Origin of the sequence: Paenibacillus rhizophilus (assembly GCF_003854965.1) — a bacterium.
GTDB classification, from domain to species: domain Bacteria; phylum Bacillota; class Bacilli; order Paenibacillales; family Paenibacillaceae; genus Paenibacillus_AQ; species Paenibacillus_AQ rhizophilus.
Genome location: NZ_RQPI01000017.1, coordinates 60,598 through 87,248 on the forward strand (window position 1 = coordinate 60,598; position 26,651 = coordinate 87,248).

The window sequence follows — 26,651 nt, forward strand, 5'->3', positions numbered from 1 at the left end:
GTAGGGGTCCGCTTTATTTTGTACGTACAGATCTTATCGCAGTTCCAACAATAGTATACCATAGGAACAACAAGCAGCAGCCGGTAACTTTTGACCAGGGCTGCTGCTTGCGATGGTTTCCTATATCATTCTTTTACGAGATGCTTTATTGGGCTGCGGACGTTGCCTTGGCTTCCAGCGCGTCGCCCGCTTTTCCCGGCTCGATCAACTGATCTGCCGGCGTTCCGGCATTCATCCAGTTGTCAATCATCGCCTTCGCTTTGTTCAGATCCTCTTCGTTCACAACATCATAATAGACGCCGTCAATACGGGCACCCTCGCCCATAACGGTGAAGCTCGAAATATCCGCTTCCTTGCCTCCCATGAACTTCTTGGCCAGGCCGGTAACCATGGAAGGCGGCATATCGGTCTTGAAATTCTCGCCCATTATGTTGAGCAGTTCCGTCACGTTGCCGATTTGGTTGAGCGACAGCATTTTGTTCGCGAGCACATCCAGAAAGACCTGCTGGCGCTTGGTACGGTTAAAATCGCTGTCTTCGCGGTAGCGCACATAGTTCAGGGATTCCTCGCCGTTATAAAGAGACTTCCCGCCCACAATCGTAAATTTCTCATGGTCTTTGCCTTTGTTCTCGATCGTCTTTTTAATCGGAAGAGGCAGTCCGCCCAAGGCGTCGACGGTATCCTTCAGCCCCTGAAAGTTAATGGTCGCATAGTATTGAATTTGATGCCCCAGCAGCGCCTCAAGCGTGTCCTTGGCCATTTGCTGGCCGCCGAAAGCGTAAGCATGGGTAATCTTGTCCTTCTTGTTGCCGTCATGGCCGATAATCTCCGTATACGTATCGCGGGGAATGGAAATGAGCAGCAACTTGTAATCCTCAGGACGGACAACCGCATAGATCATCGTGTCGGAACGGGCCGTTTCCGTCTTGCGCTGGTCGGTGCCCAGAAGCATGACGGAGAAGGGGTCGCTCTTATAAGCAATGGGCTCAGGCTTGACGGTGTTGTCTTCACTCGTAAGCGGTTGGTAGGACTTCTGCTGAAGCGTACTCTCGACCTTGTCCGACAAGAACAGATCAAAAGCCAGAACCGTCAGCGGCTTGCGAAGCAAAACCCCTCCGGCAACAATGACCAGAAGTATGATTAGAGCAATATATCTTTTTTTCCACTTTTTTTTCATATCGGATTCCTTCTTTTATTATAGAATAGACGATGATCGCTGTGCTTTCTATTTGGAATGACCGGAGCGGTCATGAATTGGTTCTGCAGTCAGCAGGATCTTCACCGGCACTAATGCTGACGTTCCTCCTTTCGGGCAGATTCTATTGAAATAAACAATATTACTATTGTAATCACTATGAAGTGAAAAAGAAACAACAAAAATCGACACTTTTGGTTAAAAAAGCATTCCGCCGTTCTCCAACAACGGCAGAATGCTTCCTTAACCGAAGGCGCCGCCGAGACGTCCCAGCAAGTATCCAAAACGCCGGGCCGGCGACAGGTCCATAAAAAAAGCGTAGTCGAACAGCTCAGCCGTCTCCTTAAACCGCTCCTCCCGGGTGCCCGCGCCCATTACGACTGCAATGACACGGCGTCATTATAAATGCCTCTCTTGGACTCGAAACGCTTCTTTGATCCCCTCGCCGATAAAGTTGATCGAAAGAATAACTCCGATAATCAGCAGACCGGCAGGAAGCCATATCCACCACCGCTCCCTGATGACTTCCGGAGAGAGCGCATCGGTCATCATATTTCCCCAGCTTGGCTGCCCGGCCGGGACGCCGAAGCCCAGAAAGCTCAGACTCGCTTCAACACCGATCATGACTGCGGCCGTCCACATCAGATTGACGATAAACAGACCGAGCAGACCCGGCAGCAGATGGCGCGTCAATATCCGCAGCGTCCCAGCTCCCAGTGAGCGCGCAGCCAGCATATATTCATTTTCTTTCTCGGCCAGCGTCTTGGCCCTTATGATCCGAGCGAATCCGCCCCAGCCCAGCAGCCCCACCGTCCAGATGAGCGAAGAAACGCCGCCGTCCGGATCGATGCTCTTCACGACAATGACGAAGATCAAAAAAGGAAAAGACAGCACGACATCAGCAGCCCGCATCAGCAGCGAATCCGCCGCCCCGCCGAAATAACCGGCCAGGACCCCCACCGCGGTTCCTACACCGGCTATGATTGCGGACACACAAAGACTAATCCATAGCGTCGTCCGGCCGCCGTATAACAGACGGGAAACAACATCCCGGCCTCCCTTGTCGGTGCCCAGCCAGTGCCCAGCGCTTGGAGCCTTATTCAGACTCCGGAGGCTGATCTTCATCGGGTCGTAGTCTGTAAGCCAAGGAGCAAGCAGGCACAGCGTTATTACAGCAGTTAGAAACAGCAGCGAAACGACGGCGGGACGATTTGCGGCAAATTTGCGGACAGCGGCGCCGATCCGAGAAGCAGGCGCATTCTTGTGCTTCATTTTCATCCTCCGTTGTAACCCGCGCGTATGCGGGGATCGAGCAGGCCATACAGCAAGTCCGCCACAATATTTCCAGCAACGATCATGAAACCCGTCATTAGCGTCACCGCCATCATCACCGCATAGTCCCGGCCTGACACCGCTGCCACAAACAGCGTTCCGATACCCGGATAGGAGAACAGATTTTCGATGACTACCGAGCCACCGAGGAGGCCTCCTATATCCATTCCCAGAAAGGTAACGAGTGGAAGGAGCGAATTGCGCAGAATATGCCGGTTATAAACTGAGGATCTGGATATGCCTTTGGCCACGGCCGTCCGCACATAATTTTTGCCGCTGTTCTCGACGATTTCCCCCCGCAAAAATTGCGTATAGGCCGCCGTATTGAACATGCCCAGCACGGCAGCGGGAAGCAGAGCATGAACTACCCGGTCTCCCAGCGATGACCATAATCCCCGCGAAGCAGCAGCCGTAACCGTGCCGCCTAGAGGCACCCAGTTCAGGACAACCGCAAATATATAAATAGCGAAGATTGCCGCAATAAAGGTCGGAACTGCATAGGTGACATAACTGGCCGTCAGGATAAAACGGTCGACCGGTCTTCCCGGATTGCGGCCGGCGATCATTCCCAAAGTTAGAGAGCTTCCATACGTAATGAGAAGCGACAGGACAGTCAGCAGCAGGGTTGCGGGCAGACGCTGGCCGATGAGCTCGCCGACAGGCATTTTGAATAGGAAGGATTGCCCGAAATATCCGGAAGCTGCATCCTTAACCCAGCGAAAATACTGGAGAGGCAAAGGATCGTCATATCCAAGCTTCTCCCTCATTTCCGCAACATAACGGGGGTCTTTGTTGCCCGGATTCAGTCCTCCCCCAAGACCGTCGCCCGGCATCTGCTTGGCCAGTGCGAACACGACGACCGAAACCAGAAGCAGCAGCGGCACCGCGCCTGCCAGTCTGCGAAGCGCAAATTTTAGCAGCATGCCAACTCGGCCTCCCTATTCGCTGTCTTTTACCCACCACTTGTAAGGCTCGATAATATTGCTCAGCGTATTGATCTTTACACCCTGAAGCCGCTTGTTTACCGCCGTAATCGTCTCGCGTTCCGCAACGAAAATCATCGGCACTTCTTCATTTATTAATTTTTGCCAGTCATAATACACCTGCTTGCGGTATTCCCGGTCATACGCTTTCAGACTTATCCCTTCCCGGATGAGCCGTTCGTTCTCCTCAGAGGACCACCGGGGATAGTTCCACTGATCATTTTCTCTCCAGAGTCCGGAAGGGTCCGGATCATTGGACAATCCCCAGACACCGTTAAACAGCTCCACTGACGGATCATCCTCCTCCACCGCCGTATAGAAGGTGTTCATTTCCTTCAGAGCTCCGCCGTTCAGCCTGACATCCAAGCCGACTTCCCGCCAATTCTGCAGAATAGCCTCGGTGCGCGGTTCGTCATTTGCGCCGCCGACCATGCCGTCGAAATGAATCACGAACTTCGTTCCCTTGGGATCTTCGCGCAAGCCGTCCCCATCCGTATCCTTATAACCAGCTTCATCGAGCAGCTTCTTGGCCTTCTCCTGATCATACGGGTACCGATTGATTTGGTCCTCCGGGACCTTGGCCCAGCTTTTACTGGAAATCGGCGTCTCCACCAGCTTGCCGAGTCCGTAAGAGAAGGCGTCTATGATCCCTTTGCGGTCCAGAGCGTAGTACATCGCCTGCCGCAGTCTTTTGTCCGAAAACTTGGGGTTGTCCATTACAATTTGTTGTGCCTTGCCGTCCCAATGTCCGAACTTGAAGCCGATATACTCATAAGACAAATCAGGCGTTTGCATAAGCGTAATGTTATTCAGCTTTTTCAGGCTTTCGTACGCATCCCGCGGCGCCTGCTCGATATCGACTCCTCCCTGCTCGAACAGGCTTGCAATCAGCTTGTCGTCGAATACTTTATACAGCACGCCGTCAAGAAGGGGTTTGCCCTTGTAATAATCATCAAACCTCGTCAGTTCAACAAATTCGCCCGGCTGAATATGCTTCACTTTAAACGGTCCGATGCCGATTGGAGCTTTTCGCACTTGGTCGCTGTTCGGCATATCCTTTACCGCCACTCCGGCAAAATAACTCTTATTCATCGGATACGCCCACAGATTATCAATCGTATTCACACGGGCGGCCGTGACCGTAACCTTCATTGTATAGGGATCAATAACCTGGATGCCCGAGATTTGCTTCGCCTTTCCAGTATGATAGGCCTCGGCGCCCTGAATCATTTCCACACTGTAAAAGCGCGGGCCGGTATAGTCCGGGTCGGCAATGACCTCAAGCGCAAATTTCCAATCCTCTACGGTCAGCTCAGCGCCGTTCTGCCAGTGTATGCCCTGTTTTATTTTAAAAGTGAACGTTTTATGATCGGCCGACTCCTCCCAGGTTGCGATACCGGGGGCGGTGGTCAAGTCGCCCGTGACCGTAAACAGCGGCTCGGTTATAAACTCCAGAACATGGAAATCATCTTCACCTTCATAAAAAGCCGGTTCAAACAATCCCTTGAACGGAGAAGGAAAGCCGTACGTTACCGTCCCTCCCGCTTTCGGCTCTCCTCCGGTAGCCGTTACATGAGAGGAAGGCTCTCTCACGCCGCGATTGTCCGAAGTATCCGCTCCGCTGCAGCCGGACAGCAGCAGTACAACGAGGAGCAGCGGTGCAAATGCTCGGATTACCTTACTGTTGTTCATTGGTTCCTTCCTCTCTCTTGGTTAAAAAAAGTTGTGAACGCTTTCCCAATCCAGTGGTCAATAAATAAACCATCGGTCAATTCCGATCAACTTTGTAGACCGGTTATATAAATTTAAATTCAACAAAATTTCAAACATCATACAATGCAATATAACTTGCGTCAATATGTTTTATTACTATCGTTCATCCCTCTCTTTTTCTTTAACAATCATCAAGCCTTCCACATGCTTACGCCCCATCAACTTGCGCTTCTTCCTGTTTTCTTTCGTTTCGAGCACAATATCCAGATCGTAGTCTTCAGGGTAGAGCTCCTCTTTAGATAAATACGGCTTCAGACGTTTTTGGTTAATTTGCATTTTATGCTTCTGCACCATGACGCCCACCAAGCCTTTAGAATCCCGTTTCTCGTATACAATTCCCGTTCTGCCAAGAGAAGAAATATAGACCACGTCCCCGACTTCAAAAGAATGCGGCTGTTCCGGACGAACCTTTGGCTCATTCTCCGCATGGCTTTTTCCGTTCCCGGCCGCGTCATTCTCTTCCCTTCTTCCTTCTTTATCATACCACAAGCGCATCTCTTGTTCGCCAAGCTGTTTCCGGGGCTGACTGCCGGCAATTTGCCGCGATCGTTCGATCACTCCGGCGTCAAGACCGAGCTTCTCCGCAATTTGCAGCGCATAGCTGTGGCCCGCTTCCCCTATCGTCAGCTTGTATAGCGGACGGAGCGTAACCGGATCAAACTCCATTCGCGCATTTTGGAACTGGGGCGCTGCCGAAGCAAATGCTTTTAACTCATTAAAATGCGTTGTGACGATAACATTGGCTCCTCTGCGGCTTAACTCCTCCAAAATGGCGATTGACAGAGCGATTCCCTCACCCGGGTCCGTGCCTGCCGCCAGCTCGTCGATCAGCAGAAGAACATTCCGGCCTGCGGCGCGCAGCATTTCATCCACACCCTTCATCTGCGCGGAAAAAGTGCTGAGCGACTGCGTTAAGCTTTGCCCGTCTCCGATCACGCTCATGACCTCGGAAAATACCGGAAGCTGGCTCTCTTTATCAGCCGGAATCAGGAGCCCTGATTGAGCCATCTGCACGAGCAGCCCTACCATTTTCAGCAGAACCGTCTTTCCGCCCGTATTCGGACCGGTTATTACAAGCGACTTATAACCCTGTCCAAATTCCACATCGATCGGAACCATGCAATCAAGCAGCGGATGCTTGCCCCCGATAAGCCGCATATATCCCCGGTCATTGAAGGATACCGCTCCCGCTCCTGTCGCAGCGGCATATTTGGCCTTCGCAAATATAAAATCATACACACCCGTAATTTCGATATTCAGCCGCAGGGCATCCTGCTCCCTTTCGATCAATCCGGTCAGCATACTTAGAATGATGCCCTCCTCCCGCGCCTCCTCGCTGGTCAGCATCTCCAGTTCTCCTTGCAGTGCGGCTACTTCTTCCGGTTCCACATACACCGTCTGTCCGCTTGTGGACTGATCGAGCACCGAACCCTTCACCTGCTTATGGTATTCGCGCTTGACCGGAATCACATAGCGGCCTCCCCGCATGCTGTACAGATTCTCCTGCAAAATGGACTGGTGACGCGACATGACGCTCTCAATTTTCTTGAGCAGCCGGTCTTTCGTTACTCTCAGCCGTTTGCGAACCTTCTCCAGTCCCTTACTCGCCCCGTCGTCAATGACGCCGAACCGGATGCAGCGTTCGATCTCCGCTTTTACAGTCTTCAGCTCCATCAGCGAGGATGCATACACTCCAATCCGGAGGGACGCATCCTTGGAAGCCATATACTTGCGCAGTTGACCGCAGCTGTTCAGGAATACGCCCACCGCCGTAAAATCCTGCTCATTGAACAGATATCCCGTTCCCAGCAGCGACATGACCCATTCGATCCCCTCCAATGAGGGTATTGGCACGCTCGATCCTCTCATTAATAATTCCTTGGCCTCCGCCGTCTCTTCCACCGCTCTGTGTATTGCCGTAAGTTCAGACATCGGCTCGAGCTCCGCAATTAGCGACCTTCCGACATAGGAGACGGCATAACGTCCAACTTCTTCCTTGATCAGATTGTATTCGAGCGTTTGCCGGCTTTGGAAATGCATGTTTTTTCCTCCTCATGGGTTGTCGGTTCAACGTTCTTTATTTCATCCGTAACGCAAAAAAGGGCAAAGAATGCCACAGCGGCATTCCTTGCCCTAATCTCTACACTGATCCCTATCCCGGTCCGGGCTTTAATAGCCCTTTCTTAAGATAAACAAAAAAACCGCGCTCAAGAGCACGGTTTGTTCGCATTGACGGGATAACAGCCGTAAAGAGGCCATTGACGCGTCGCGTGTTCTTAACTAAATCATTCACCATAGGCACAGCCTCGCCATGTCAAAAAAGACACGTTATCATGCGCTTCCGGGCACACTTGAATAAGCATACTCTTCAGCGAGCAAAATAACAGCCTGCCTGCAGGTGATATGAAATTGCTTAGTTAAGAACGCTCACCGACATCAAAATTTCCCCTTCGTTATAGGATGGTATAAATTTACTATATTTGATTGGCTTCGTCAATCCGCTAATTGCTGCAATCGGACTTGTAGCTCATTCGCTTCTGAGAATGGTAACGCAAAAAAAGACAGCCGGTAATCCGGCTGTCTTTAGGCCTGTCTTATTCAGTAGTGTAAGGCAGAAGCGCAACTTGACGCGAACGTTTAATTGCGATCGTCAGGGCGCGTTGGTATTTTGCGCTCGTGCCGGTTACACGGCGAGGCAAAATTTTACCGCGCTCGCTGATGAATTTCTTCAGCAGTTCTGTATCTTTATAGTCAATGTGAGTAATTTTGTTCACAGTGAAGAAGCATACTTTACGACGTTTATTGCGGCCGCCACGGCGTGGAGGTCTTTTGTCGTTGTCTCCGCCTTCTCTTTGTTTAAAAGCCATTGTCTTTTCAGTCCTTCCGTTTTAAAATGGCAAATCATCGTCCGATATATCAATCGGCTTACCGTCGCCCGAAAAGGGATCCTGATTATTGTTGTTGCGCGAGAAACCGCTATTTCCGCTGTTTCCGCGTCCGCCGCCGCCGCCGCCGGATGAAGGTGGCTCGGGCATATCCCCCCCGCCGGATGCGTTTCCGCCCTCACGGCTCTGGGAAGATTCCAGGAAACGGACATTATCGGCAATAACTTCGGTTACGTATACACGCTTGCCTTCATTATTCTCGTAATTCCGAACTTGGATACGACCCTCTACCGCCGTCAGCCGACCTTTGCGCAAGTAATTGGCACAGGTCTCCGCCAGCTGTCTCCAGGTTACGACCGGAATGAAATCCGCTTCACGTTCGCCGCCTTGGCTTGTAAAAGGTCTGTCTACGGCAAGCGTAAACTGGGTTACGGCAACGCCGGCAGGCGTATAACGCAGCTCAGGATCGCGGGTCAATCGGCCGATCAGTATGACACGGTTCAACATTTTTGGTCCCCTCCTTGGAGCGATTTCCTTACAAAGCGAACTACGTGCTCTTAGGCAACGTCGTTCGTGATGAGATAACGAATAACTTCGTCGGAAATTTTCATGAGACGTTCCAATTCGGAAACTACTGCAGGTTCTGCATTGAAGTTAACCAGAACATAAACGCCATCACGGAATTTCTTGATCTCATACGCAAGACGTTTCTTACCCTGCACATCGTGCTTCGTAATTTCCCCGCCGTTGGAGATGATGCCTTGGAATTTTTCGACTGCAGCTTGAACGGCTTCTTGTTCAATGTCAGGACGAATAATGTACATCACTTCGTATTTGCGCATAACTTTCACCTCCTTATGGTCTAAGGCCCCTGATCGGGTCAGGAGCAAGGATCGAGCACAAACTCGAACTATAATAATATACCAAATTTGAAAAGCAGTTGCAAGCACTATTCCTTTATATCCTGCCCTGATTATGGACTTCCCTTCCGTACATGAAGCCGTGGAGCAATGCGCACAATAGGACAGTAAGCGATTTTTAGAGACGGAAAGGAGGGGACAGAATGGGTGAGCAAACTGAATTTGAAGAAGGCCAAAAGGCCCCGAACCCCGGAATTTATACGGAGGTAGGCGAGGCGCGGAGCTTCCATACGGAAATCCAGAATCCGAAGTCGATTAAAATGGAGAAAGGTGACACTTTCCCGGAGACGACCAACAAGAACCGTAAGTGGAAAAAGGTCGAGAAAGCGCGCGTGCATTAATTTTTTAACAGCTATGTATAAAACGAGATGTCCTGACCCATACTATAATCAGGCAGCACAAGAGAGAGGTGTGGTTCCGTTGGACAATGAAGTCGAACACAATCACAGGAATTCTGTTGCAGCAACTATTGTTGGCAAAGGATCACGCTGACGGCCAAGTCGTAAATGACAACAGCCTTTAGTTTTCCTGACTCGCTTTAGCAGCTTTTTACAGAAAGATTCCAAAATCATTCAAGTGCTGCCTCTGGAAGGGCCCGAAAGGGTCCTTCTTTGCTGTGTAACGAGCGGAATGCCAGGGCAAAAGCATCGCATTCCCGTCTCCTGTGAATATGACAGAGCTGTTATAATATGCAAAAAAACCTCCATCCAATGGACGAAGGTTTGCTGTTAGCTGTTATTGAGATGGTAGTGGCGGAGAAGGTGGGATTCGAACCCACGCACGCTTTGACACGCCTAGCTGATTTCGAGTCAGCCCCCTTGGGCCTCTTGGGTACCTCTCCACTGCATCATAAATACACTTCTAATATCATAACATAAATGAACTCATTTCGGCAAGCTGATGTTTAGAAAAAGCGCTCTCGTCGCCATCGGTGGCCGTATATTTTCCCCGGCTGTCAGGCGATATCATCCCGTTCCACCCTACGGATGGATTTTAGGCAATAGCCATTCCCAGCAGGCCGAGGGATGCCGAAACCAACACAAAATTCCCCAATCGGATTCCGCCGAAGTTGGACGAGATTAGCGAGGCGACCAGCACCCCGCTGACTATGGTGGTCGGCACTGATTTTTTGCGCATTCCTATATATATAGGGATCAGGCTTATACCCGCAGCGTATACGGCGCCGGCAACGGTCTTGATCAACACCGAAATCAGCAGGTCGGCAGTGATATCGCCGGGAATTGCATTTGTGAAGCTGTTAATGCCGACCATGACGGCCCCCAGTACTGCAACCGAAACCACAATATTAATCAAGGCAAACAAAAACACGATGATTATTTTCGCATACATCAGCTTTATACGCGAAATAGGGTATGTAAACAGCAGTGTAATCGTATTATTTTTATATTCGTCAATAACCAATTTGCTGATCAGGACGGAAGCATAGATAATAAATGAAGCCCTTATAAAAATATTTAACGCTTCAAAAACTTCGGGATAGGTTTCAATTTCGCTTTGGTCAAAGAAAACCACCAGAATCATGAAGGCGAGAATAGCCGCGTTAGTGATAAGTATGCCTTTCCGCATCCCTGCCAGATTAAGCTTACGGATCTCCAGAGAAATAAGCTTATGCAATGCCCTCACCCCCAATCAAACTCATGAAATGATCTTCCAGCGTAGATTTGCTTTTACTAATACTCTCTACTTCAACATTCTCCATAACCAGCGCCTTATTTAGTTCATGCTGCGAAACCTCTTCATCATAAATCCGGATTGTACAGAAATCCATCATCTTAAAATTGGACAGGTGCAGTCTTTTCCTCCAGCACATAAACCGCTTTGCTGACTGAGCTTGTCACGAGCTCGATGTATTCCGGGTTCCGGCTGCGGATGGATTCCATCGCTACCTCTTCAAGCAGTACACCTTCGCGAATGACGCCGATCGTATCGGCGATCTGTTCGATTTCACCAAGGATATGGCTGGAAATGAGCAGCGTCATTCCGTATTCCCGGCTAAGCATCTGAAACAATTCACGCAGTTCTTTAATGCCGACGGGGTCTAAACCGTTAATCGGCTCATCCAGGATAAGCAGTTCGGGTTTGGTCATCACAGCCCTGGCAATGCCCAGACGCTGCTTCATACCGAGAGAGAACTCCTTCACCGGCTTCTTATCGACTCCCGAGATCTTCATCAGTTCCATCACATCGGCAATCGCCTGCTGATTGTAATAGCCCATATATTCACCGTGCAGCAGCAGATTTTCCCGGGCGGTCAGCCTGTCATAAAAAACCGGATATTCAATAATGCTGCCCATTCGTTTTAGCATCTCATAAGATCGGCTGGTCATATTTTCACCGAAAAATTCGATTTCGCCTTCCGTCGGCTTTACCAGATTCGTAATCATTTTCATCACGGTTGTTTTGCCTGCGCCGTTCGGTCCCAGGAATCCGTAGATTTCACCCTGTCTAATGGTCATGTTTACGCTGCTTACGCTCTTTTTCCCTCTGTAAACTTTGGTTAAATTCCGTGTCCGGAGAATGATCGCCATTCCCGCTGCCCCCTTTGGATTTACCTTTTGTTCCTGGTTTTTATTGTACCCGTCGGAATATTCTTTTTTATTAACGTATTCTTACAAAAATCTTAATAAGGAGGTAAGCAGGCCAAGCGAACGATAATCCCGGAGACCGTCCGCCGGTTTAAAAGTTTATCCTGGGGAAGGCTACCGTAAAAGCTGTTCTGACAAAAGGCTTGCTCACCAGCGAAATCGTTCCGTTCATCTGCTCCGTTAATCTTTTCGTAATCGTCAGTCCGAGGCCGCTTCCCTGGTACACCCGGTTCCGAGAATCCTCAAGCGTGTACAGACGCTCGAACACTTTATCCTGATGGTCTGCGGAAATCCCCTTTCCCCGGTCCCAGATTTCAAAGTATACGGTGTTCTTATCATTATAAAGCTTTAACCCCAGCACCCCTCCGGAGGCCCCGTACATGATCGCATTCGACAGCAGGTTGGACAGAATCCGGTCCAGAGCTTCATCATTTCCCCTCATGTAACAGGGCTCATCGGGAATTTCGATTACTACTTCGGTTTCCTTGGCACTTAAGGTATCGTAAAAGGCCAGAATATTTCTGCGGCACACTTCGCCGGCCTCCACCCGTGACAGCGGAAGCTCCCGATCGCCCGACTCCAGCTTGGCCAAGTCAAAGAAGGTGTTCATCAGCGTGATCACCTCTCCGGCCTTCCGGTGTATCATCCCCAGCAGCCGCTCCCGCTCTTCAGCCTCCATATCCCCGTCCTGCAGCAGCGTTTCGATATACCCGAGGACGACGGTTAGCGGATTCTTCAGATCATGCGAAATATTCGCCAGCATCTGGCGCATGGATTTCTCCAGTTTATTTCTCCGGGCAATGCCCTCATGGTTGATCTCCAGCAGCCGGTTCATATCGGTCAGCAGTAGCCGCAGCTCGGGCGAGGTGCTGAACAGCAGCAGCCTTTCCTGTGAATTCCGTGAAATGATGTCGTTCAGTTTTTCATGAATGTATTTTAACTGGCGTGAATCATGGCGAGACTTCCGGTACTGCATCACAAGACCCAACAGAAGCAGGCAAATCACAACTCCAAGCGCGGCGGTCATTATACCGTATCTCCAAGCTTATACCCGATGCCCCACAGTGTTTTGATATACTCAGGATGGGAGGGATCGTCTTCAATCTTTTCCCGCAGCCTTCTCATATGTACGTTAATTACATTTTCGTCGCCTAATATTCATCCTCCCATACTATCCCATAAATCTGTGCTTTGGTGAACACCCGGCCCGGATGGGTCATAAACAGCTTCAGGATATGAAATTCCTTGGCCGTCAGCTTCACCTCTTCCCCATTCTTAATCGCCGAGAAATTTTCAAAATCAACGGTCAACCGGCCCAGGGAAATGCTCCGCTTCGGATTAACGCTCTCCCCGGATGTGCCGCGGCTCGTAGCATACTCCGCCCGCCGGATGGCCGCCTTCACCCGCGCCGCAAGCTCAATCATGGAAAACGGTTTACTGATATAATCATCCGCCCCGAAGCCCGGTCCCAGAGCCTTGTCGACATCCGTATCCTTGGCTGATACAATCAACACGGGTACCAGACTGGATTTGCGAATGCTCTGAAGAATATCCATACCGCTCCGCTCCGGAAGCATCTGGTCAAGCAGAACAAGGTCAAAGGGGCCTTTATGGTGAAAAGCCTGCTCCGCCGCCTCTCCGTCAAAGACGCTCTCAACTCGGTAGCCCTCTTTCATTAAATACGAGCGGACCATCTCACTGATGGCTTCATCGTCTTCGACCAGCAATATGCGATGCTGCAACACAATTCCCTCCCGCAATCAATTCCCGTCTAGTCGACGGTTTTCAGGTACGTTCTTTTCCTATTTCAAACTACCAAAATTATTCAGATAAGGGAACTCAAAAACTCACATAACAAAAAAACCTCCCGCCTATCAAGGCAGAAGGTTCGTTTCATTGATCTATAGTTTTGCGTTTTGGTGGCGGAGAAGGTGGGATTCGAACCCACGCACGCTTTGACACGCCTAGCTGATTTCGAGTCAGCCCCCTTGGGCCTCTTGGGTACCTCTCCGCAGCAAGATTTATTGTAGCATGCCACCAGAAGAATGGCAAGTTTAATTATTTTCCACTGGGTTTTCCGCGGAACGTATAACCTTTTTTAAATTTTTCTCAAATTTGGCCCGGGGAATCAGTACACTATGCTGGCAGCCTGTACATTTAATTCGAATATCCATCCCCATACGGATGACTTCCATTTCATTCGTTCCGCACGGATGTGGCTTTTTCATCTGCACGATATCTCCCAGTTGAAAGCTCTTACGTTCCATCTGGTTCTTCCCCCTCTTCTTTAACCTTTCCCGCCGCCTGTTCCAGTAGGCCCGTTCTCGCCGTCTGGCGCGCGGTGTGCTGCTTCGACTTCCGCAAAGACGCTTCCTCGTCGGCTAACGCCTCTGCCTCCGCCTGAGCCTCCGCTTCTGCCTGCGCCTTGGCTTCCGCTTCCGCTTTTGCTTTTTCAGCCTGTTCGGCATCCTTCAATTCTTGCTGCTCCAGCGCTTTTTTAATATCGCTCTGAATTTGACGTTGTGCGGCTTCCCTTTTATTTGGCAGCGTATTGGCGGTCACCCGAACGACATACTCGGAAGTGCTCATCGATTGAATGCCCAGAACGTTCGGAAACGCCACGACATTGTTATTGCGTTCTTCAATGCCCTGAAGCGCCTGGCGGATGAGGCCCAGCGTTTCTTCAAGGCTCCGTTCAATTTTCACTGGAACATCGACAATCGCCAAGGCGTTAGCCATCGAGTAATTCGTCACATTCGCTATAGTCCCGTTTGGAATGATATACATTTCGCCGCTGCTGCCAAGGATCTTGGTCGTGCGCAGCCCGATCACTTCCACGGTGCCTTTGAATCCGCCGGTCGCTATCACATCGCCTACAGCAAATTGATCCTCCAAAATAATGAAGAAGCCGGTGATCACATCTTTGACCAAACTTTGCGCTCCAAAACCGATGGCCAAACCGAGCACACTCGCGCTTGCCAGCAGCGGACCCAACTCAAAATGGAACTCCGATAATATGATCAGAATCATGATAAAGTTGCAAACGATTGTTACTGTGTTCTTCAGCAATTCGCCGACCGTTGAGAAACGCCGCGTGTTCGCGAGCAGCCCCTTGCTGGTCCTGCGTTCCAAAGATCGGTCGATGATCCCGTATACCACCCGTATGATAATGCGCGTCAAAATAAATATAAAAATAATGCGCAGCCCCGAAAACAAAACATTGGCCCACATATCGGCATCCGTTACCCAGTTCCATAGTTTATCTTTAAACTTAACCGCCTGATCCACCGCTTGATCCATAGTCTCTATCGGGGTATCGGCATTCAGCAACCATCCTAATCGATGACTCATACTCTCCTCCCCCTCACTCTGTAATCAATCGATAACCGCCGGTTTGCTCATTCTTGCCGTAAATCCCGCGAATTTCGATTTTTTGCTCGTCAACGATCTTCTCTACCTCAATCAGCGCACTTCGAAAAAACTGAATCGACATTGCGCAGCCTGCTGTAATCTCTTTTGGCGTCGGGCATATATCAATTTCGATTTCGGCATATTCCAGCAGCATCTCGGCGCGCAGCGCCTGCTGTGTAGAGTCAAACGCGATCAGCAGCTCCTCGTTCATAGGTCACTCTCCTCTTAGGCTTCAGGTCTCATCTCTTCTTCCTGAAGTATAAAACCGTCTCTCTATCCATATACTAGTTAACATCAAATAGAAACGTCCGGGAAAGGAAGATTATATGTATTATTCCTCTAATCCAGTGCCATTGCAAGAGATGTCTTGTTTAAAAATATCACATGCCGACCCTGAAATCTATTCTGCGATCATCCATCGTCTGTTATTCCACTTTTCCCGCGTACGTCCCGGCTCTCAGATTGTAGTTGTCTGCATTGGAACCGACCGTTCGACCGGCGATGCTTTAGGACCGCTTGTAGGCACAGCCCTGTCGCGCTTTCACAGTCCGCTGTTTTCCTTGTATGGAACACTCGACAATCCGGTGCATGCGGTTAATCTGGAGGAAACCTTGAACCTCATCGAGGAGCAGTATCATGAACCCTATGTGATCGGCATAGATGCCTGTCTCGGACACTCCGCAAGCGTGGGCTCCATCCAGGTCGTTGAAGGCCCTCTGCGCCCCGGAGCTGGCGTAAACAAACAATTGCCGCCGGTAGGCGATATCCATTTGACGGGCATCGTTAACGTCGGCGGCTTTATGGAATATTTTGTTTTGCAAAACACACGACTCAGCCTGGTCATGCGGTTATCCGAGATTATAGCGTCGAGTCTCTTTTCCGCTCTGAAGCAGTGGCATACTCATTCTAAGTCCGCCGCAGCGCGAGAGTAGTTACTTCCTTTTCTTCGGGCGACAACGGATACTGCGATTCGCCTTTCTGAAGCGATTTGGCATAAATATAGGAATTATCCCGGCTGTGCAGGCTGGTGAGAACCATGCCGTTTCCGTGTTCATCCAGAATGGCCATCGAGAAACTGAGGTCATTCCCCCGCTCTCCAAAAGCATTATATCGTTTCAGGGCCACATGGCCTTGCAATCCTTGAACTTTGAGCTGCAGCGCTTCTAGTCCGACCTTTTGCGCCTGCTGGACTTCTACCAGCATTTCGTTCTGATTTTTTAAATCGATCAGCAGGCTTTCTAAATCTTCGATCCCTGTTCCCGACATCATCGCATCATATTTTCGCCGCACAGACCGCAATTTGCTGCCTTGAATGAGAACAACAATGAGTATGAACAGCAATAGAATAGCAAACCCCGGAATCAACCATTGCAGTTGATCGCTTATAAATTGGTTCATTTCTGACATCGATAAGACCGTCCTTTTTCTTTATCTGCTTCAACGCTTGCTGTAGAGTTCCCTCATTGCATGCAGCATCATACCGACATCCTGTTCTGTTGTATCCACGCCTACACTCGCTCGCACCGCGCCGCTCTCTATCGTGCCTGCCGATTTATGTGCCAGCGGTGTGCAATGCATCCCGGCTCTTACGGCAATACCGTACTCCCGGTCCAGACGGTGGGCAATTTGTGCCGATTCTTCACCTTCAATGACAAACGACAAAAGCCCTGTACGCGGAGCGCCTATGACTGGGCCAAGAAATCTTATTCCAGGAATGCTTTCCATTCCCTCCATTAAGGTTTGAATCAGATTCCATTCATGCGTGCGTATATAATCCGTACCCAGCGACTTCACTTTTTGAACACCGGCAAGCAGTCCCGCTATCCCTACTGTATTTTGCGTTCCCGCTTCATATTTGTCAGGCCTTACATTTGGCTGTTCGCTATACTCTGATTGGCTTCCTGTGCCTCCCAACATAAGCGGCTCCAAATCCAGCTCCGGCGATATATACAATCCTCCAGTCCCCTGCGGTCCAAGAAGACCTTTATGTCCGGGAAAGGCAAGAAGATCGACATTCATCTTCTCTACGTCGATATCCAATGAACCCGCACTTTGAGCGGCATCCACCAGGAATACGGCCCCATGTTTTTTGGCAATATCTCCTATAGCGCCTATGGGCAGAATGCTCCCCAGCAGATTGGAACTGTGGCTGCAAATGACCATCCTGGTATTGTTCTTGAATGTCTCTTCCAATTCCCGTAGATCAAGTTGCCCTTGCAGATCTACTTTTAAATAATCAACTTCAATTCCTTTCGTCCTCCGCAGATACTCCAATGGACGCCGAACCGAGTTATGTTCTGTCATCGTGGAGATAACATGATCTCCCTGACGAAGTGTCCCTTGAATGGCCATATTTAGCGACATTGTCGTATTATAAGTAAACGCGATATCCTGAGCATTGGCGACCGCGAATAGTTCAGCCAGCGCTGCCCGCGCACGGATCAGCAGCCTTCCCGTACCGATAGCCATCGAGTGATTTCCTCTTCCGGCATTGGCCCCCGCATGCTGCAGAGCATCCATCATTGCCTGCACAACTTCAGGCGGTTTCGGCCATGAGGTCGCGGCATGATCCAAATAGACAAGCTCCTTCAACTTTACGCCCCCTTTTCTCTTAGCATCCGCTTTTTCGTGCAAAAAACATATCCATTGTTATCCTTTTCGGATAGACCAGGATATGTTTTCCAAGTGTTTAAATTAATTTCCGAGCAGTTCCAAGAGACGTTCCAAATCCTGAGCACTGTAATAGTTTAACTCGATTTTACCTTTATCTTTCCCCTGTTTAATCTTTACTGTTGTTTTAAACCGCTCTCGCAAGACTTCTTCCACATTATCGATGTAAGGATCGCGTTTAACGGTTTTGGCCTTCACGCCCCCGGCCGGTTTACGATCCAAATTTTTCACCGTTTCTTCCAGCTCTCTTACACTCCACTGTTGATCTACGCATTGCTGGGCAAGCTGCTTAATCAGTTCCGGCTCTTTTAAACCAACAATTGTACGCGCATGTCCCATTGAAATTGTTCCACGTGAAACAAAATCCTTCACTTCTTCTGGAAGCGTCAGCAGCCGCAAAAAGTTCGCAATATGGGAACGTGATTTTCCGACCTTTAGAGAAAGCTCTTCTTGTGTGAGTGAGAACTGATCCATCAGGCCTTGATAAGCTACGGCCACTTCCATGGCATTCAAATTTTCACGCTGGAGATTTTCAATCAGAGCAATTTCCATAACCTGCTGGTCGCTGAAGCTGCGAACCACTGCCGGTATCGTCGCTTTACCGCAGTATTGTGAGGCGCGGAATCTGCGTTCACCGGCAATGATTTCATACCCTTTAACGACACTGCGCACAATAATCGGCTGAATAACTCCATGCTGACGAATGGATTCGGCCAACTCCTGAATGCTCTCTTCATTAAAATCTTTACGAGGCTGGTAAGGATTGGCACGCAGCTGAGAAAGAGGGATTTCTACTACTTTATCGTCTTCGTTAATGGACAAGGAAGGGATTAAGGCATCCAATCCTTTTCCCAAACGCTTACTCATAAGATACCACTTCCTTTGCCAACTCGGTATACACTTCGGCCCCTTTGGAACGCGGATCGTAAGTAATAATGGATTGTCCGTGAGACGGGGCTTCACTCAGTCTGATGTTGCGCGGGATAATCGTCCGATAAACCTTTTCTTGGAAATATTTTTTAACTTCTTCAATGACCTGAATACCGAGGTTGGTCCTCGCATCCAGCATTGTCAGAAGGACACCTTCAATTCTCAAATGAGGATTCAAGTTTTTCTGAACCAATCTTACAGTATTCAATAGCTGACTCAAACCTTCTAGCGCGTAGTACTCGCATTGAATCGGAATAATGACCGAATCCGCGGCTGTCAGTGAGTTAATTGTCAGAATGCCCAGGGATGGCGGACAATCGATAATAATATAATCATATTGCTGCTTTACCAGCCCGAGTGCTTTTTTAAGTCGCAGTTCTCTTGAAATGGTGGATACCAATTCAATTTCCGCCCCTGCCAACTGAATAGTAGCCGGTATGATATTAAGCCCATCGATCTTCGTCTCCAGGATAGCTTCATGCGGGGCGATTTCATCAATTAAAATATTATAAATACAGTTTTCCACATCAGCCTTGTTTATGCCTACACCGCTTGTGGTATTCCCCTGCGGATCAATGTCAACAAGCAATACCCTTTTGCCCAAAGTAGCCAAACCGGCACCCAGGTTTACAGAAGTCGTTGTTTTACCGACACCGCCTTTTTGATTTGCTATGGCAATAATTTTGGACACTTATTTCACCTCGAATAGTTGGGAAGAATCTTGTAGTCGTCCTAAGTTGATGAGCTGGATGCTGCTCTACTCGGACTTATCACACCTCACGGGATAAGCCGCAGAAAAGGCGGCCAATCACCTCAGGGCCGCCTTCAGCTTTGCAACACTTTATTTTTTTGGAATTTGAATCACGATCTCATAATGATCGCCGCGATCATTCTCGGACGTTTTAATTTCCATTCCCGATCCGGTAACCATATCAATCGATTGGCGTATCGTATTCAGAGCCAGCCGTACATCCTTCGTATAAGAAATTCGTTTTGATTTTTTGATCTTGGATGATTCCTTATAAAAGGCGATGCGCGCTTCGGTCTGCTTCACGTTCAACCCTTTGGAAATAATCTCTCCAAGTACTTTAAGCTGCATTTCCTCGCTATCCAGCGACAATAGCGATCGCGCATGCCTTTCCGTGATTTTCCTTTCCATCAAAGCCGCTTTGATCTCTTCCGGCAGCTGAAGCAGCCGAATTTTGTTGGCAATGGTGGATTGGCTTTTACCGAGCCGCTGAGCGAGACTTTCCTGAGTCAACTGATGCAAATCGATTAGCTTTTGATAAGCGATCGCTTCTTCGATGGAAGTCAGACCTTCCCGCTGTAAATTTTCGATGAGAGCAATAGAGGCAGCCTGCGAATTGTTGAAATCTCGTACGATAGCTGGGATGTTCTCCATTCCCAACTTCTTAACCGCCCGCCAACGCCGTTCCCCCGCTATGATCTCATATTGGGAATCTTTCATGCGGACGACAATCGGTTGAATAATACCATGAGTCTTAATCGTCTGGCATAACTCATCAATCTTCTCATCATCAAAAATAGTACGGGGCTGATAAGGACTGCTAATTATTTCATTGACCGGGATTTGTTTAATCTCTTCTCCGCTGCTTCGTTCGGTAAATCCAAACAGTCTGGTGAATTGTTCTTTCATTCCGTTCATTACCACCTAATTTCGTTATAGTACGATCCTAGACCAATTCCCGGAAAAACAATCGTACAAGCCAATAATAATGTATGCGGTACAGGCACAACCCAGCTCTATGTCGTGCGAAACGATCCTCATTTCATCCTGTTAATTCAGGATTTTCAAGAGGCCAGTTCGGTCCTGCGTCATATGCTGCAAGAATGAAAAAACATATCAACGTGCCTATACGGCGCTTTGGGCACCGCATTGTTACTATATTATTCTATCACTTTTCTGTCCATAATCCTATTCTTCGTATAGACCTATTTTTCCGTTTTTCAAACGAGCGATGCCAATAACAATATGTAAAACGGTGTCTGATTCAGAAGGCACTGTGGTAAGCTCACAATCAATACATCCACATAATCATAGCCAAAAGGGATCCTATTTAATTCACTAATCAATCCTGAATGATGAAAGCTATAGTAAAAAGCCGCCTTCCTACAGGAAGACGACTTATAATAACCCAAATGCCAATTTTCCAAATGTTTCACGTGAAACAATCAGACAAGCGGAGTTTTGGCGGGTATGCCTGCTTTACGCGGATATTTAGCCGGAGTAGAGCCGGTTTTGCGGATCAGAATAATGTGCCTTGCGGAATCCTCTATTGGCAAACTGAACGACTCTACCTTTTCCAATTGACCGCGCAATTCCTTGAGACTTAACTTGGACTCGCTCAGTTCCTCTGCAGGATCACTGCCCTTCATCGCCGCAAATAAGCCGTCTTTGCGGACAAAAGGTAAGCAAAACTCATTGAGCAGAGCCATTCTCGCAACCGCCCGCGCCGTCACCAGATCATAGCTGTCCCGGTTCGAAGGCTGACGTGCGATGTCCTCAGCCCGGCCATGAATCAGCTCTACCCCTTCCAGCTTAAGCTCATCACAGACATGTTGGAGAAAGGAAATTCGTTTGCTCAGTGAATCGACAATTGTCAGCTTCAAATGAGGAAACGCAATTTTAAGCGGGATGCCCGGAAATCCAGCGCCGGAGCCAATATCAGCCATCCGATCAACTGCAAGCATATCCACAAAAAAAGCAAGAGACAGGGAGTCATAAAAATGCTTCGTATAAACCTGCTCACGCTCGGTAATGCCTGTAAGGTTCATTTTCTCATTCCAGCTTACAAGCTCCCGGTAATAGCTTTCAAACTGGTCCAACTGCGAGGAGAGCACAATTCCACGCTCTTCCAGCCGCCGGACAAACTGATCTTGAATCGGGTCCATAGGTTTCTCTTATCCTTTCGCCGCGGTCACCCGGTTATAGTGCTCCAAATGGACCAACAGGATGGAAATATCGGCCGGTGTCACACCGGAGATCCGTGAAGCCTGGCCGATGGAAATCGGCCGGATCTTCGCCAGCTTTTGCCGGGCTTCGATAGCCAATCCATGAATATCGCTGTAATCGATATCTTCTGGAAGCTTTTTCTGTTCCATCTTTTGCAGACGCTCCACATGCTGAAGCTGTTTTTCAATATAACCCGCATATTTGATTTGAATCTCGACCTGCTCCTTCATCTCCTCATCGAGCAGAACCGGTGGCGGGGAAATTTGTTCAACAAAGGTATAGTCCATTTCCGGACGGCGCATCAGGATAAGCAGGTTGCTGCCGTCGGCAATTGGCGCCGATCCTTTTTCTTCCAATACGGAATTTACTTCAGATGGTTTCACCTTCGTATTCTGCAATCTTTGAATTTCCTGTTCCACCTTCTGTTTCTTGTCGACAAAGGCAGCATAACGTTCTTCGGAAATCAGGCCGATTTCATAACCGATCGGTGTCAGGCGAAGGTCGGCATTGTCGTGACGAAGCAGCAGGCGATACTCTGCCCGGGAAGTAAGCAGACGATAGGGCTCGTTCGTTCCCTTGGTTACAAGGTCATCAATCAGTACGCCAATATATCCCTGAGAGCGATCCAAAATGACCGGATCTTTGCCCTGCGCCTTGCGGCCGGCATTAATGCCCGCCATAACCCCCTGTCCTGCCGCTTCCTCATAGCCGGAAGTGCCGTTAATCTGCCCTGCTGTGAACAGTCCAGGCAAACGCTTCGTTTCCAAGCTTGGCCACAGCTGCGTAGGCACCATGGCATCATACTCAATAGCATATCCGTTGCGCATCATTTCAACCTTTTCCAGTCCGGGAATTGAACGCAGAATTGAAAGCTGGACGTCTTCGGGCAGACTGGTAGACAAACCCTGAACATAGTATTCCGCCGTGTTTTTTCCTTCCGGTTCAAGAAAAATCTGGTGCTTCGGCTTGTCGCTGAAGCGGACTACCTTGTCCTCGATGGATGGGCAATAGCGCGGCCCCGTTCCTTCAATAATGCCGGTAAACATCGGCGCGCGATGCAAATTGCTATTGATAATCGTATGGGTCTCCTCCGACGTATACGTCAGCCAGCAAGGAAGCTGCTCGTTATCGGAAGACTTCGTCTCATAGGAGAAGAACTTCGGATGCTCGTCTCCCGGCTGAATTTCCGTCTTGGAGAAATCAATCGTATCTTTGTGTACACGCGGCGGAGTTCCGGTCTTAAAGCGCACCAATTCAAATCCCAGCTCGCGCAAGTTCTCCGAGAGCTTAACTGAAGGCTGTTGATTGTTTGGCCCGCTTTCGTAAGTCGTCTCACCCATAATCACCTTGCCTCGCAGATAAGTGCCCGTAGTCAAAATGACGGTCTTACTGCGATAAATCGTCCCGGTCTTGGTGATTACTCCGGCGCAAACGCCGTTCTCTACGACCAGCCGCTCCACCATTCCCTGCCGCAGCGTCAGATTCGGCGTCTTCTCCATCGTTTCCTTCATGGTATGCTGGTACAAAAATTTGTCGGCCTGGGCGCGCAATGCGTGAACCGCCGGTCCCTTACCGGTATTCAGCATGCGGAGCTGAATGAAAGTCTTATCGATATTCCGGCCCATTTCACCGCCCAAAGCATCGATTTCACGAACGACATGCCCTTTGGCAGGACCGCCGATCGACGGGTTGCAGGGCATAAAAGCAATCATATCCAAATTGATCGTCACCATTAAGGTGCTGCAGCCCATTCGGGCCGCGGCGAGGGCGGCTTCACTGCCGGCATGACCCGCGCCGATGACGATCACGTCATAGCTGCCTCCTTCATAACTCATTGCATTTCCTCCTTTTATATGAAACGCGGCGCTCTAAGGCCGTCTGTCTTATTTTCCTAAACAAAATTGGGAGAAGATTTGGTCAAGCAGCGAATCGGCCGCGGTATCTCCGACAATTTCGCCAAGCTGCTCCCAGGCAAGCCGAACGTCGATTTGAATCATATCGATCGGAACCAGCTGTTCCGCAGCTTCAAAGGCATCCTGAAGCGATTTGTGCGCTTTCTTTAACAGGGCAATATGACGGACGTTGCTGACATAAGTCAAATCGCCAGACTCCAGCTTGCCTCCGAAAAAGAGCTCGGAAATGGCTTCCTCCAGCCGGTCGAGACCTTCCTCTTCCAACACGGACATCGGAACGATAGCCGATTCGTCGAAATATTGAAACAGAACATCTTTGTCCAATTTAGACGGTAAGTCCATTTTATTCATGATACATAAAACTTGTCTACCGTGGATTTGTTCCATTAAAGTTAATTCATCCTCATGCAGAGGCTCGCTGTTGTTCAGTACAAGCAGAATGAGGTCGGCTTCAGTGACGGCGGCTTTGGAGCGTTCCACTCCAATCTTCTCAACCACATCCATCGTTTCACGGATGCCGGCCGTATCCAGAAGTTTAAGCGGGATATTGTTTATCGTGACGAATTCTTCAATGACATCCCGGGTCGTTCCAGGAATGTCGGTTACAATCGCCTTATTCTCGCGTGCGAGCGCGTTAAGCAGCGATGATTTCCCTACGTTGGGGCGGCCGATAATGGCGGTTGTAATCCCCTCGCGCAGTATCTTACCCTGGGTCGCCGTCTTGAGCAGCCGATCGATCCCTTCCATCACTTCACTACTCTTGTCTTTGACATATTCGGCCGTCAGCAGCTCCACGTCATGCTCCGGATAATCGATATTGACCTCAATATGCGCGAGGAGCTCCAGTAAGCTTTGTCTAAGATTCCCAATCCGCTGCGACAATGACCCGTTAACCTGCTTTAGAGCGACGGAAAAAGCACGGTCGGACTTCGATCGAATAAGGTCGATTACCGCCTCCGCCTGCGACAAATCGATTCGCCCTCCAAGAAAAGCACGCTTAGTAAACTCCCCGGGTTCCGCAAGACGGATCTGCTGCTGGAGCAGAATGTCCATTACTCTTCGCACTGAAATGACGCCGCCGTGCGTACTGATCTCCACCACATCCTCGGTGGTAAAGGAACGCGGAGCCCTCATAACGGTGACGAGCACTTCCTCCATGATCTCGCCACTTCCGGGATTTACGATATGACCATAATGAACGGTATGACTCTCTGCTTCCGTCAGCGCAATCCGGCTGCGGAACAAAGGCGCCACCTGAGAGATGCTTTCCGGTCCGCTTACCCGGATAATTGCGATTCCTCCCTCGCCTACCGACGTCGAAACGGCGGCAATTGTATCGCTGAGCATGCTTACCTTCACCTTTCTAATGATGTAATCAATCCATATACTTAGGTTAAAAAAACAATGACCCCTTACTGTGGTCAAGGAGTCATTGCGGCTATATTCACTACTTCAATGTTATAACGACACGGCGGTTTGGCTCTTCGCCCTTGCTGTAGGTGTTCACCTGACGGTGATCCTGAAGTCTGGAATGGATAATCTTCCGTTCTTGCGGAGACATTGGCTCCAGCACTACTTCTTTGCGGGTACGAACGACTCTTCCCGCCAGACGGTCCGCTAAATCCTCAAGCGTCTTCTTGCGCCGTTCACGGAAATTCTCCGCATCCAGCACAAGACGGATAAAACTGTCGGAATAACGGTTGGCAACGATATTAGTCAAATATTGCAACGCATCGAGAGTTTGTCCTCTTCTGCCAATCAGCAGCCCCAGATCCGGACCGGAGATTTGCAGCGTAGCGGCATCCTTGCCGTGAACGACTTCAACTTCCACTTGAAGTCCCATGCTCCCGGCTACATCCACAATAAAACCAACGGCCTCTTGATAAGCTTCCTCTACCGGATTTCCGGAATCCTGGCGGGGCGCGTCCCCGATCGCCTCTTGTCTCGTCTCTGTTTCATTCTGCTGAGGCAGTGACGGAGCACTCGCCGCTGGCACCGGTGCCGGTTCAGTCAGCAAGGTGAGCTCCACCTTCGCATCCTTCACACCGATTAACCCCAGGAATCCTTTTGATGGCTGCTCAAGCACGGTGACCGTGACTTTGTCCTTATCGGCTGCCAACTGGGCAAGTCCGCGCTTCACAGCTTCTTCAATGGTTTTCCCTGTCGCGACGACTTTGTTCATTTCGACTTTTTGGCCTCCTTCAACTTCGATGCCTTACCGTTACTGCCGGAATCAGCGCCGGCGACCGCCGCTTGGGGAGGAGTATTCTTACCCCGGTACAAGAAGTAATTCTGACCGATTGTATACAGATTACTGAATACCCAGTAAAGCGGCAGTGCGGACGGGAAGTTGTAAGACATAATGAAGATCAAGACCGGATAAACCATCAGCATGAACTGCATCGGGCCTTGCTGCTGCATTGGATTCATCGACGACATCATCTTTGTTTGCAGGAATGTCGTTATCGCGGCGAGTGCCGGCAGGATGAACAAATGGTCAGGCTTCCCAAGCTGCAACCAAAGGAAGGAATGCTCCCGCAGATGGGGGTTGTAGTAAATCGAGTTGTAAAGAGCAATAAAGATCGGCATTTGTACAACGAGCGGCAGACAGCCGGCCATTGGATTGACTTTGTTCTCCTGGAACAGCCGCATCGTTTCCTGCTGAACCTTTTCGGGATTGTCTTTATATTTTTTCTGGATTTTTTGAAGCTCAGGCTGAATGGCCTGCATAGCCCGGGAACTCTTCACCTGCTTCATTGTCAGCGGGAGAATAAGCGTGCGGACAATAATCACCATTACAAGGACGGCCAGGGCATATTCTCCGTTAAACCATTTGGCAAACGTCTCAAGCGCCAAGGCAAAGTAATAAACGACATTGCTCTGCCAGAAGCCTCCATTCTTCAAATCCTCCGTCGTATGCGTAACCGTTGCCGATTGACTGCAGCCCGACAGAACGGCCACCATCATGACCATTGCTGCGATGAGGAGAAACCATTTTCCTCGTCTAGTCTTCAATAGAGACACTTCATAACCCCTCTCTTAACATTCCATTGCACCGT

26 protein-coding genes, 2 tRNA genes and 2 pseudogenes are annotated in these 26,651 nt (G+C 49.5%); 2 read left to right on the forward strand and 28 right to left on the reverse strand.

Going from position 1 to position 26,651, the window contains the following annotated elements:
* Nucleotides 1-145: 145 nt before the first annotated feature.
* The 9 genes from EH198_RS21010 to rpsF all read right to left on the reverse strand — a co-directional run bounded on the left by EH198_RS21010 (nucleotide 146) and on the right by rpsF (nucleotide 9,010).
* Complete coding sequence (locus EH198_RS21010) at nucleotides 146-1,177, reverse strand: LCP family protein (protein WP_124697488.1); 1,032 nt, start codon at nucleotides 1,175-1,177, stop codon at nucleotides 146-148.
* 261 nt (nucleotides 1,178-1,438) lie between these two features.
* On the reverse strand, nucleotides 1,439-1,570 hold the full coding sequence (locus tag EH198_RS25390) for a hypothetical protein (RefSeq protein ID WP_281278028.1): 132 nt from the start codon (nucleotides 1,568-1,570) through the stop codon (nucleotides 1,439-1,441).
* Nucleotides 1,571-1,594: 24 nt separating this feature from the next.
* On the reverse strand, nucleotides 1,595-2,467 hold the full coding sequence (opp4C, locus tag EH198_RS21015) for an oligopeptide ABC transporter permease (protein WP_246014491.1): 873 nt from the start codon (nucleotides 2,465-2,467) through the stop codon (nucleotides 1,595-1,597).
* Between the two features lie 2 nt (nucleotides 2,468-2,469).
* Entirely contained in the window at nucleotides 2,470-3,450 is a 981-nt protein-coding gene (locus EH198_RS21020; protein WP_342772047.1) for an ABC transporter permease, read from the reverse strand.
* Nucleotides 3,451-3,465: 15 nt separating this feature from the next.
* A complete protein-coding gene (gene opp4A, locus EH198_RS21025; RefSeq protein ID WP_124697490.1) occupies nucleotides 3,466-5,202 on the reverse strand; it encodes an oligopeptide ABC transporter substrate-binding protein in 1,737 nt (578 codons plus the stop codon).
* A 177-nt stretch (nucleotides 5,203-5,379) separates the two neighbouring features.
* Entirely contained in the window at nucleotides 5,380-7,323 is a 1,944-nt protein-coding gene (locus EH198_RS21030; protein WP_124697491.1) for an endonuclease MutS2, read from the reverse strand.
* Nucleotides 7,324-7,877: 554 nt separating this feature from the next.
* Nucleotides 7,878-8,150, reverse strand: coding sequence for a 30S ribosomal protein S18 (rpsR, locus tag EH198_RS21035; RefSeq protein WP_124697492.1), 273 nt, complete (start codon nucleotides 8,148-8,150; stop codon nucleotides 7,878-7,880).
* 21 nt (nucleotides 8,151-8,171) lie between these two features.
* Nucleotides 8,172-8,675 (reverse strand): single-stranded DNA-binding protein, encoded by a 504-nt coding sequence (gene ssb / locus EH198_RS21040; RefSeq protein WP_124697493.1) that lies wholly within the window; start codon nucleotides 8,673-8,675, stop codon nucleotides 8,172-8,174.
* Nucleotides 8,676-8,725: 50 nt separating this feature from the next.
* Nucleotides 8,726-9,010, reverse strand: coding sequence for a 30S ribosomal protein S6 (gene rpsF, locus EH198_RS21045; RefSeq protein ID WP_036598021.1), 285 nt, complete (start codon nucleotides 9,008-9,010; stop codon nucleotides 8,726-8,728).
* A 221-nt stretch (nucleotides 9,011-9,231) separates the two neighbouring features.
* On the opposite strand from rpsF, the gene EH198_RS21050 reads away from it, so the two are divergent.
* Nucleotides 9,232-9,429: a YjzC family protein gene (locus EH198_RS21050; protein WP_124697494.1), complete on the forward strand. Its 198-nt coding sequence runs from the start codon at nucleotides 9,232-9,234 to the stop codon at nucleotides 9,427-9,429.
* A gap of 409 nt (nucleotides 9,430-9,838) precedes the next feature.
* Here EH198_RS21050 and EH198_RS21055 read toward each other — a convergent pair.
* The 9 genes and pseudogenes from EH198_RS21055 to EH198_RS21095 form a co-directional block, all read right to left on the reverse strand.
* A tRNA-Ser gene (locus tag EH198_RS21055) sits at nucleotides 9,839-9,929 on the reverse strand.
* A gap of 152 nt (nucleotides 9,930-10,081) precedes the next feature.
* Complete coding sequence (locus EH198_RS21060) at nucleotides 10,082-10,723, reverse strand: ABC transporter permease (RefSeq protein WP_246014492.1); 642 nt, start codon at nucleotides 10,721-10,723, stop codon at nucleotides 10,082-10,084.
* A pseudogene (locus tag EH198_RS21065) lies at nucleotides 10,716-11,637 on the reverse strand (ABC transporter ATP-binding protein). Before EH198_RS21065 ends, EH198_RS21060 begins: the two are co-directional and overlap by 8 nt.
* Nucleotides 11,638-11,785: 148 nt before the next feature.
* Nucleotides 11,786-12,721 carry a sensor histidine kinase gene (locus EH198_RS21070; RefSeq protein WP_124697495.1) on the reverse strand — a complete coding sequence of 312 codons (936 nt, stop codon included), beginning with the start codon at nucleotides 12,719-12,721 and terminating at the stop codon, nucleotides 11,786-11,788.
* A pseudogene (locus EH198_RS21075) lies at nucleotides 12,721-13,436 on the reverse strand (response regulator transcription factor). Before EH198_RS21075 ends, EH198_RS21070 begins: the two are co-directional and overlap by 1 nt.
* A 178-nt stretch (nucleotides 13,437-13,614) precedes the next feature.
* Nucleotides 13,615-13,705, reverse strand: a tRNA-Ser gene (locus EH198_RS21080).
* Between the two features lie 43 nt (nucleotides 13,706-13,748).
* Entirely contained in the window at nucleotides 13,749-13,961 is a 213-nt protein-coding gene (locus tag EH198_RS21085) for a DUF951 domain-containing protein (RefSeq protein ID WP_124697496.1), read from the reverse strand.
* Nucleotides 13,951-15,045, reverse strand: a complete 1,095-nt coding sequence (locus EH198_RS21090) for a mechanosensitive ion channel family protein (protein ID WP_246014493.1) — start codon at nucleotides 15,043-15,045, stop codon at nucleotides 13,951-13,953. Before EH198_RS21090 ends, EH198_RS21085 begins: the two co-directional genes overlap by 11 nt.
* Nucleotides 15,046-15,058: 13 nt before the next feature.
* Nucleotides 15,059-15,316, reverse strand: coding sequence for a putative Se/S carrier protein (locus EH198_RS21095; RefSeq protein WP_124697497.1), 258 nt, complete (start codon nucleotides 15,314-15,316; stop codon nucleotides 15,059-15,061).
* A 115-nt stretch (nucleotides 15,317-15,431) separates the two neighbouring features.
* On the opposite strand from EH198_RS21095, the gene yyaC reads away from it, so the two are divergent.
* Nucleotides 15,432-16,037 carry a spore protease YyaC gene (gene yyaC / locus EH198_RS21100; RefSeq protein ID WP_124697498.1) on the forward strand — a complete coding sequence of 202 codons (606 nt, stop codon included), beginning with the start codon at nucleotides 15,432-15,434 and terminating at the stop codon, nucleotides 16,035-16,037.
* Here the strand turns inward: yyaC and EH198_RS21105 are convergent.
* The 10 genes from EH198_RS21105 to EH198_RS21150 form a co-directional block, all read right to left on the reverse strand.
* Nucleotides 16,012-16,512: a DUF4446 family protein gene (locus tag EH198_RS21105; protein ID WP_124697499.1), complete on the reverse strand. Its 501-nt coding sequence runs from the start codon at nucleotides 16,510-16,512 to the stop codon at nucleotides 16,012-16,014. The two genes, yyaC and EH198_RS21105, sit on opposite strands and share 26 nt — an antisense overlap.
* 30 nt (nucleotides 16,513-16,542) lie before the next feature.
* Nucleotides 16,543-17,697 carry an aminotransferase class V-fold PLP-dependent enzyme gene (locus tag EH198_RS21110; RefSeq protein ID WP_124697500.1) on the reverse strand — a complete coding sequence of 385 codons (1,155 nt, stop codon included), beginning with the start codon at nucleotides 17,695-17,697 and terminating at the stop codon, nucleotides 16,543-16,545.
* A 102-nt stretch (nucleotides 17,698-17,799) separates the two neighbouring features.
* On the reverse strand, nucleotides 17,800-18,642 hold the full coding sequence (locus EH198_RS21115) for a ParB/RepB/Spo0J family partition protein (RefSeq protein WP_124697501.1): 843 nt from the start codon (nucleotides 18,640-18,642) through the stop codon (nucleotides 17,800-17,802).
* Nucleotides 18,635-19,396, reverse strand: a complete 762-nt coding sequence (locus EH198_RS21120) for a ParA family protein (protein ID WP_124697502.1) — start codon at nucleotides 19,394-19,396, stop codon at nucleotides 18,635-18,637. The genes EH198_RS21115 and EH198_RS21120 overlap by 8 nt, the downstream gene beginning before the upstream one ends.
* Nucleotides 19,397-19,546: 150 nt before the next feature.
* The gene (gene noc / locus EH198_RS21125; RefSeq protein ID WP_124697503.1) at nucleotides 19,547-20,362 is read right to left on the reverse strand and encodes a nucleoid occlusion protein; all 816 of its coding nucleotides are present in this window, start codon (nucleotides 20,360-20,362) and stop codon (nucleotides 19,547-19,549) included.
* A gap of 536 nt (nucleotides 20,363-20,898) precedes the next feature.
* Complete coding sequence (gene rsmG, locus EH198_RS21130) at nucleotides 20,899-21,618, reverse strand: 16S rRNA (guanine(527)-N(7))-methyltransferase RsmG (RefSeq protein WP_124697504.1); 720 nt, start codon at nucleotides 21,616-21,618, stop codon at nucleotides 20,899-20,901.
* Between the two features lie 9 nt (nucleotides 21,619-21,627).
* Nucleotides 21,628-23,514, reverse strand: a complete 1,887-nt coding sequence (gene mnmG / locus EH198_RS21135; protein ID WP_124697505.1) for a tRNA uridine-5-carboxymethylaminomethyl(34) synthesis enzyme MnmG — start codon at nucleotides 23,512-23,514, stop codon at nucleotides 21,628-21,630.
* Between the two features lie 48 nt (nucleotides 23,515-23,562).
* Nucleotides 23,563-24,939 carry a tRNA uridine-5-carboxymethylaminomethyl(34) synthesis GTPase MnmE gene (mnmE, locus tag EH198_RS21140; protein ID WP_124697506.1) on the reverse strand — a complete coding sequence of 459 codons (1,377 nt, stop codon included), beginning with the start codon at nucleotides 24,937-24,939 and terminating at the stop codon, nucleotides 23,563-23,565.
* 100 nt (nucleotides 24,940-25,039) lie between these two features.
* Nucleotides 25,040-25,774 carry an RNA-binding cell elongation regulator Jag/EloR gene (gene jag / locus EH198_RS21145; protein WP_124697507.1) on the reverse strand — a complete coding sequence of 245 codons (735 nt, stop codon included), beginning with the start codon at nucleotides 25,772-25,774 and terminating at the stop codon, nucleotides 25,040-25,042.
* On the reverse strand, nucleotides 25,771-26,616 hold the full coding sequence (locus EH198_RS21150; protein ID WP_124697508.1) for a YidC/Oxa1 family membrane protein insertase: 846 nt from the start codon (nucleotides 26,614-26,616) through the stop codon (nucleotides 25,771-25,773). The genes jag and EH198_RS21150 overlap by 4 nt, the downstream gene beginning before the upstream one ends.
* Nucleotides 26,617-26,651 lie beyond the last annotated feature (35 nt).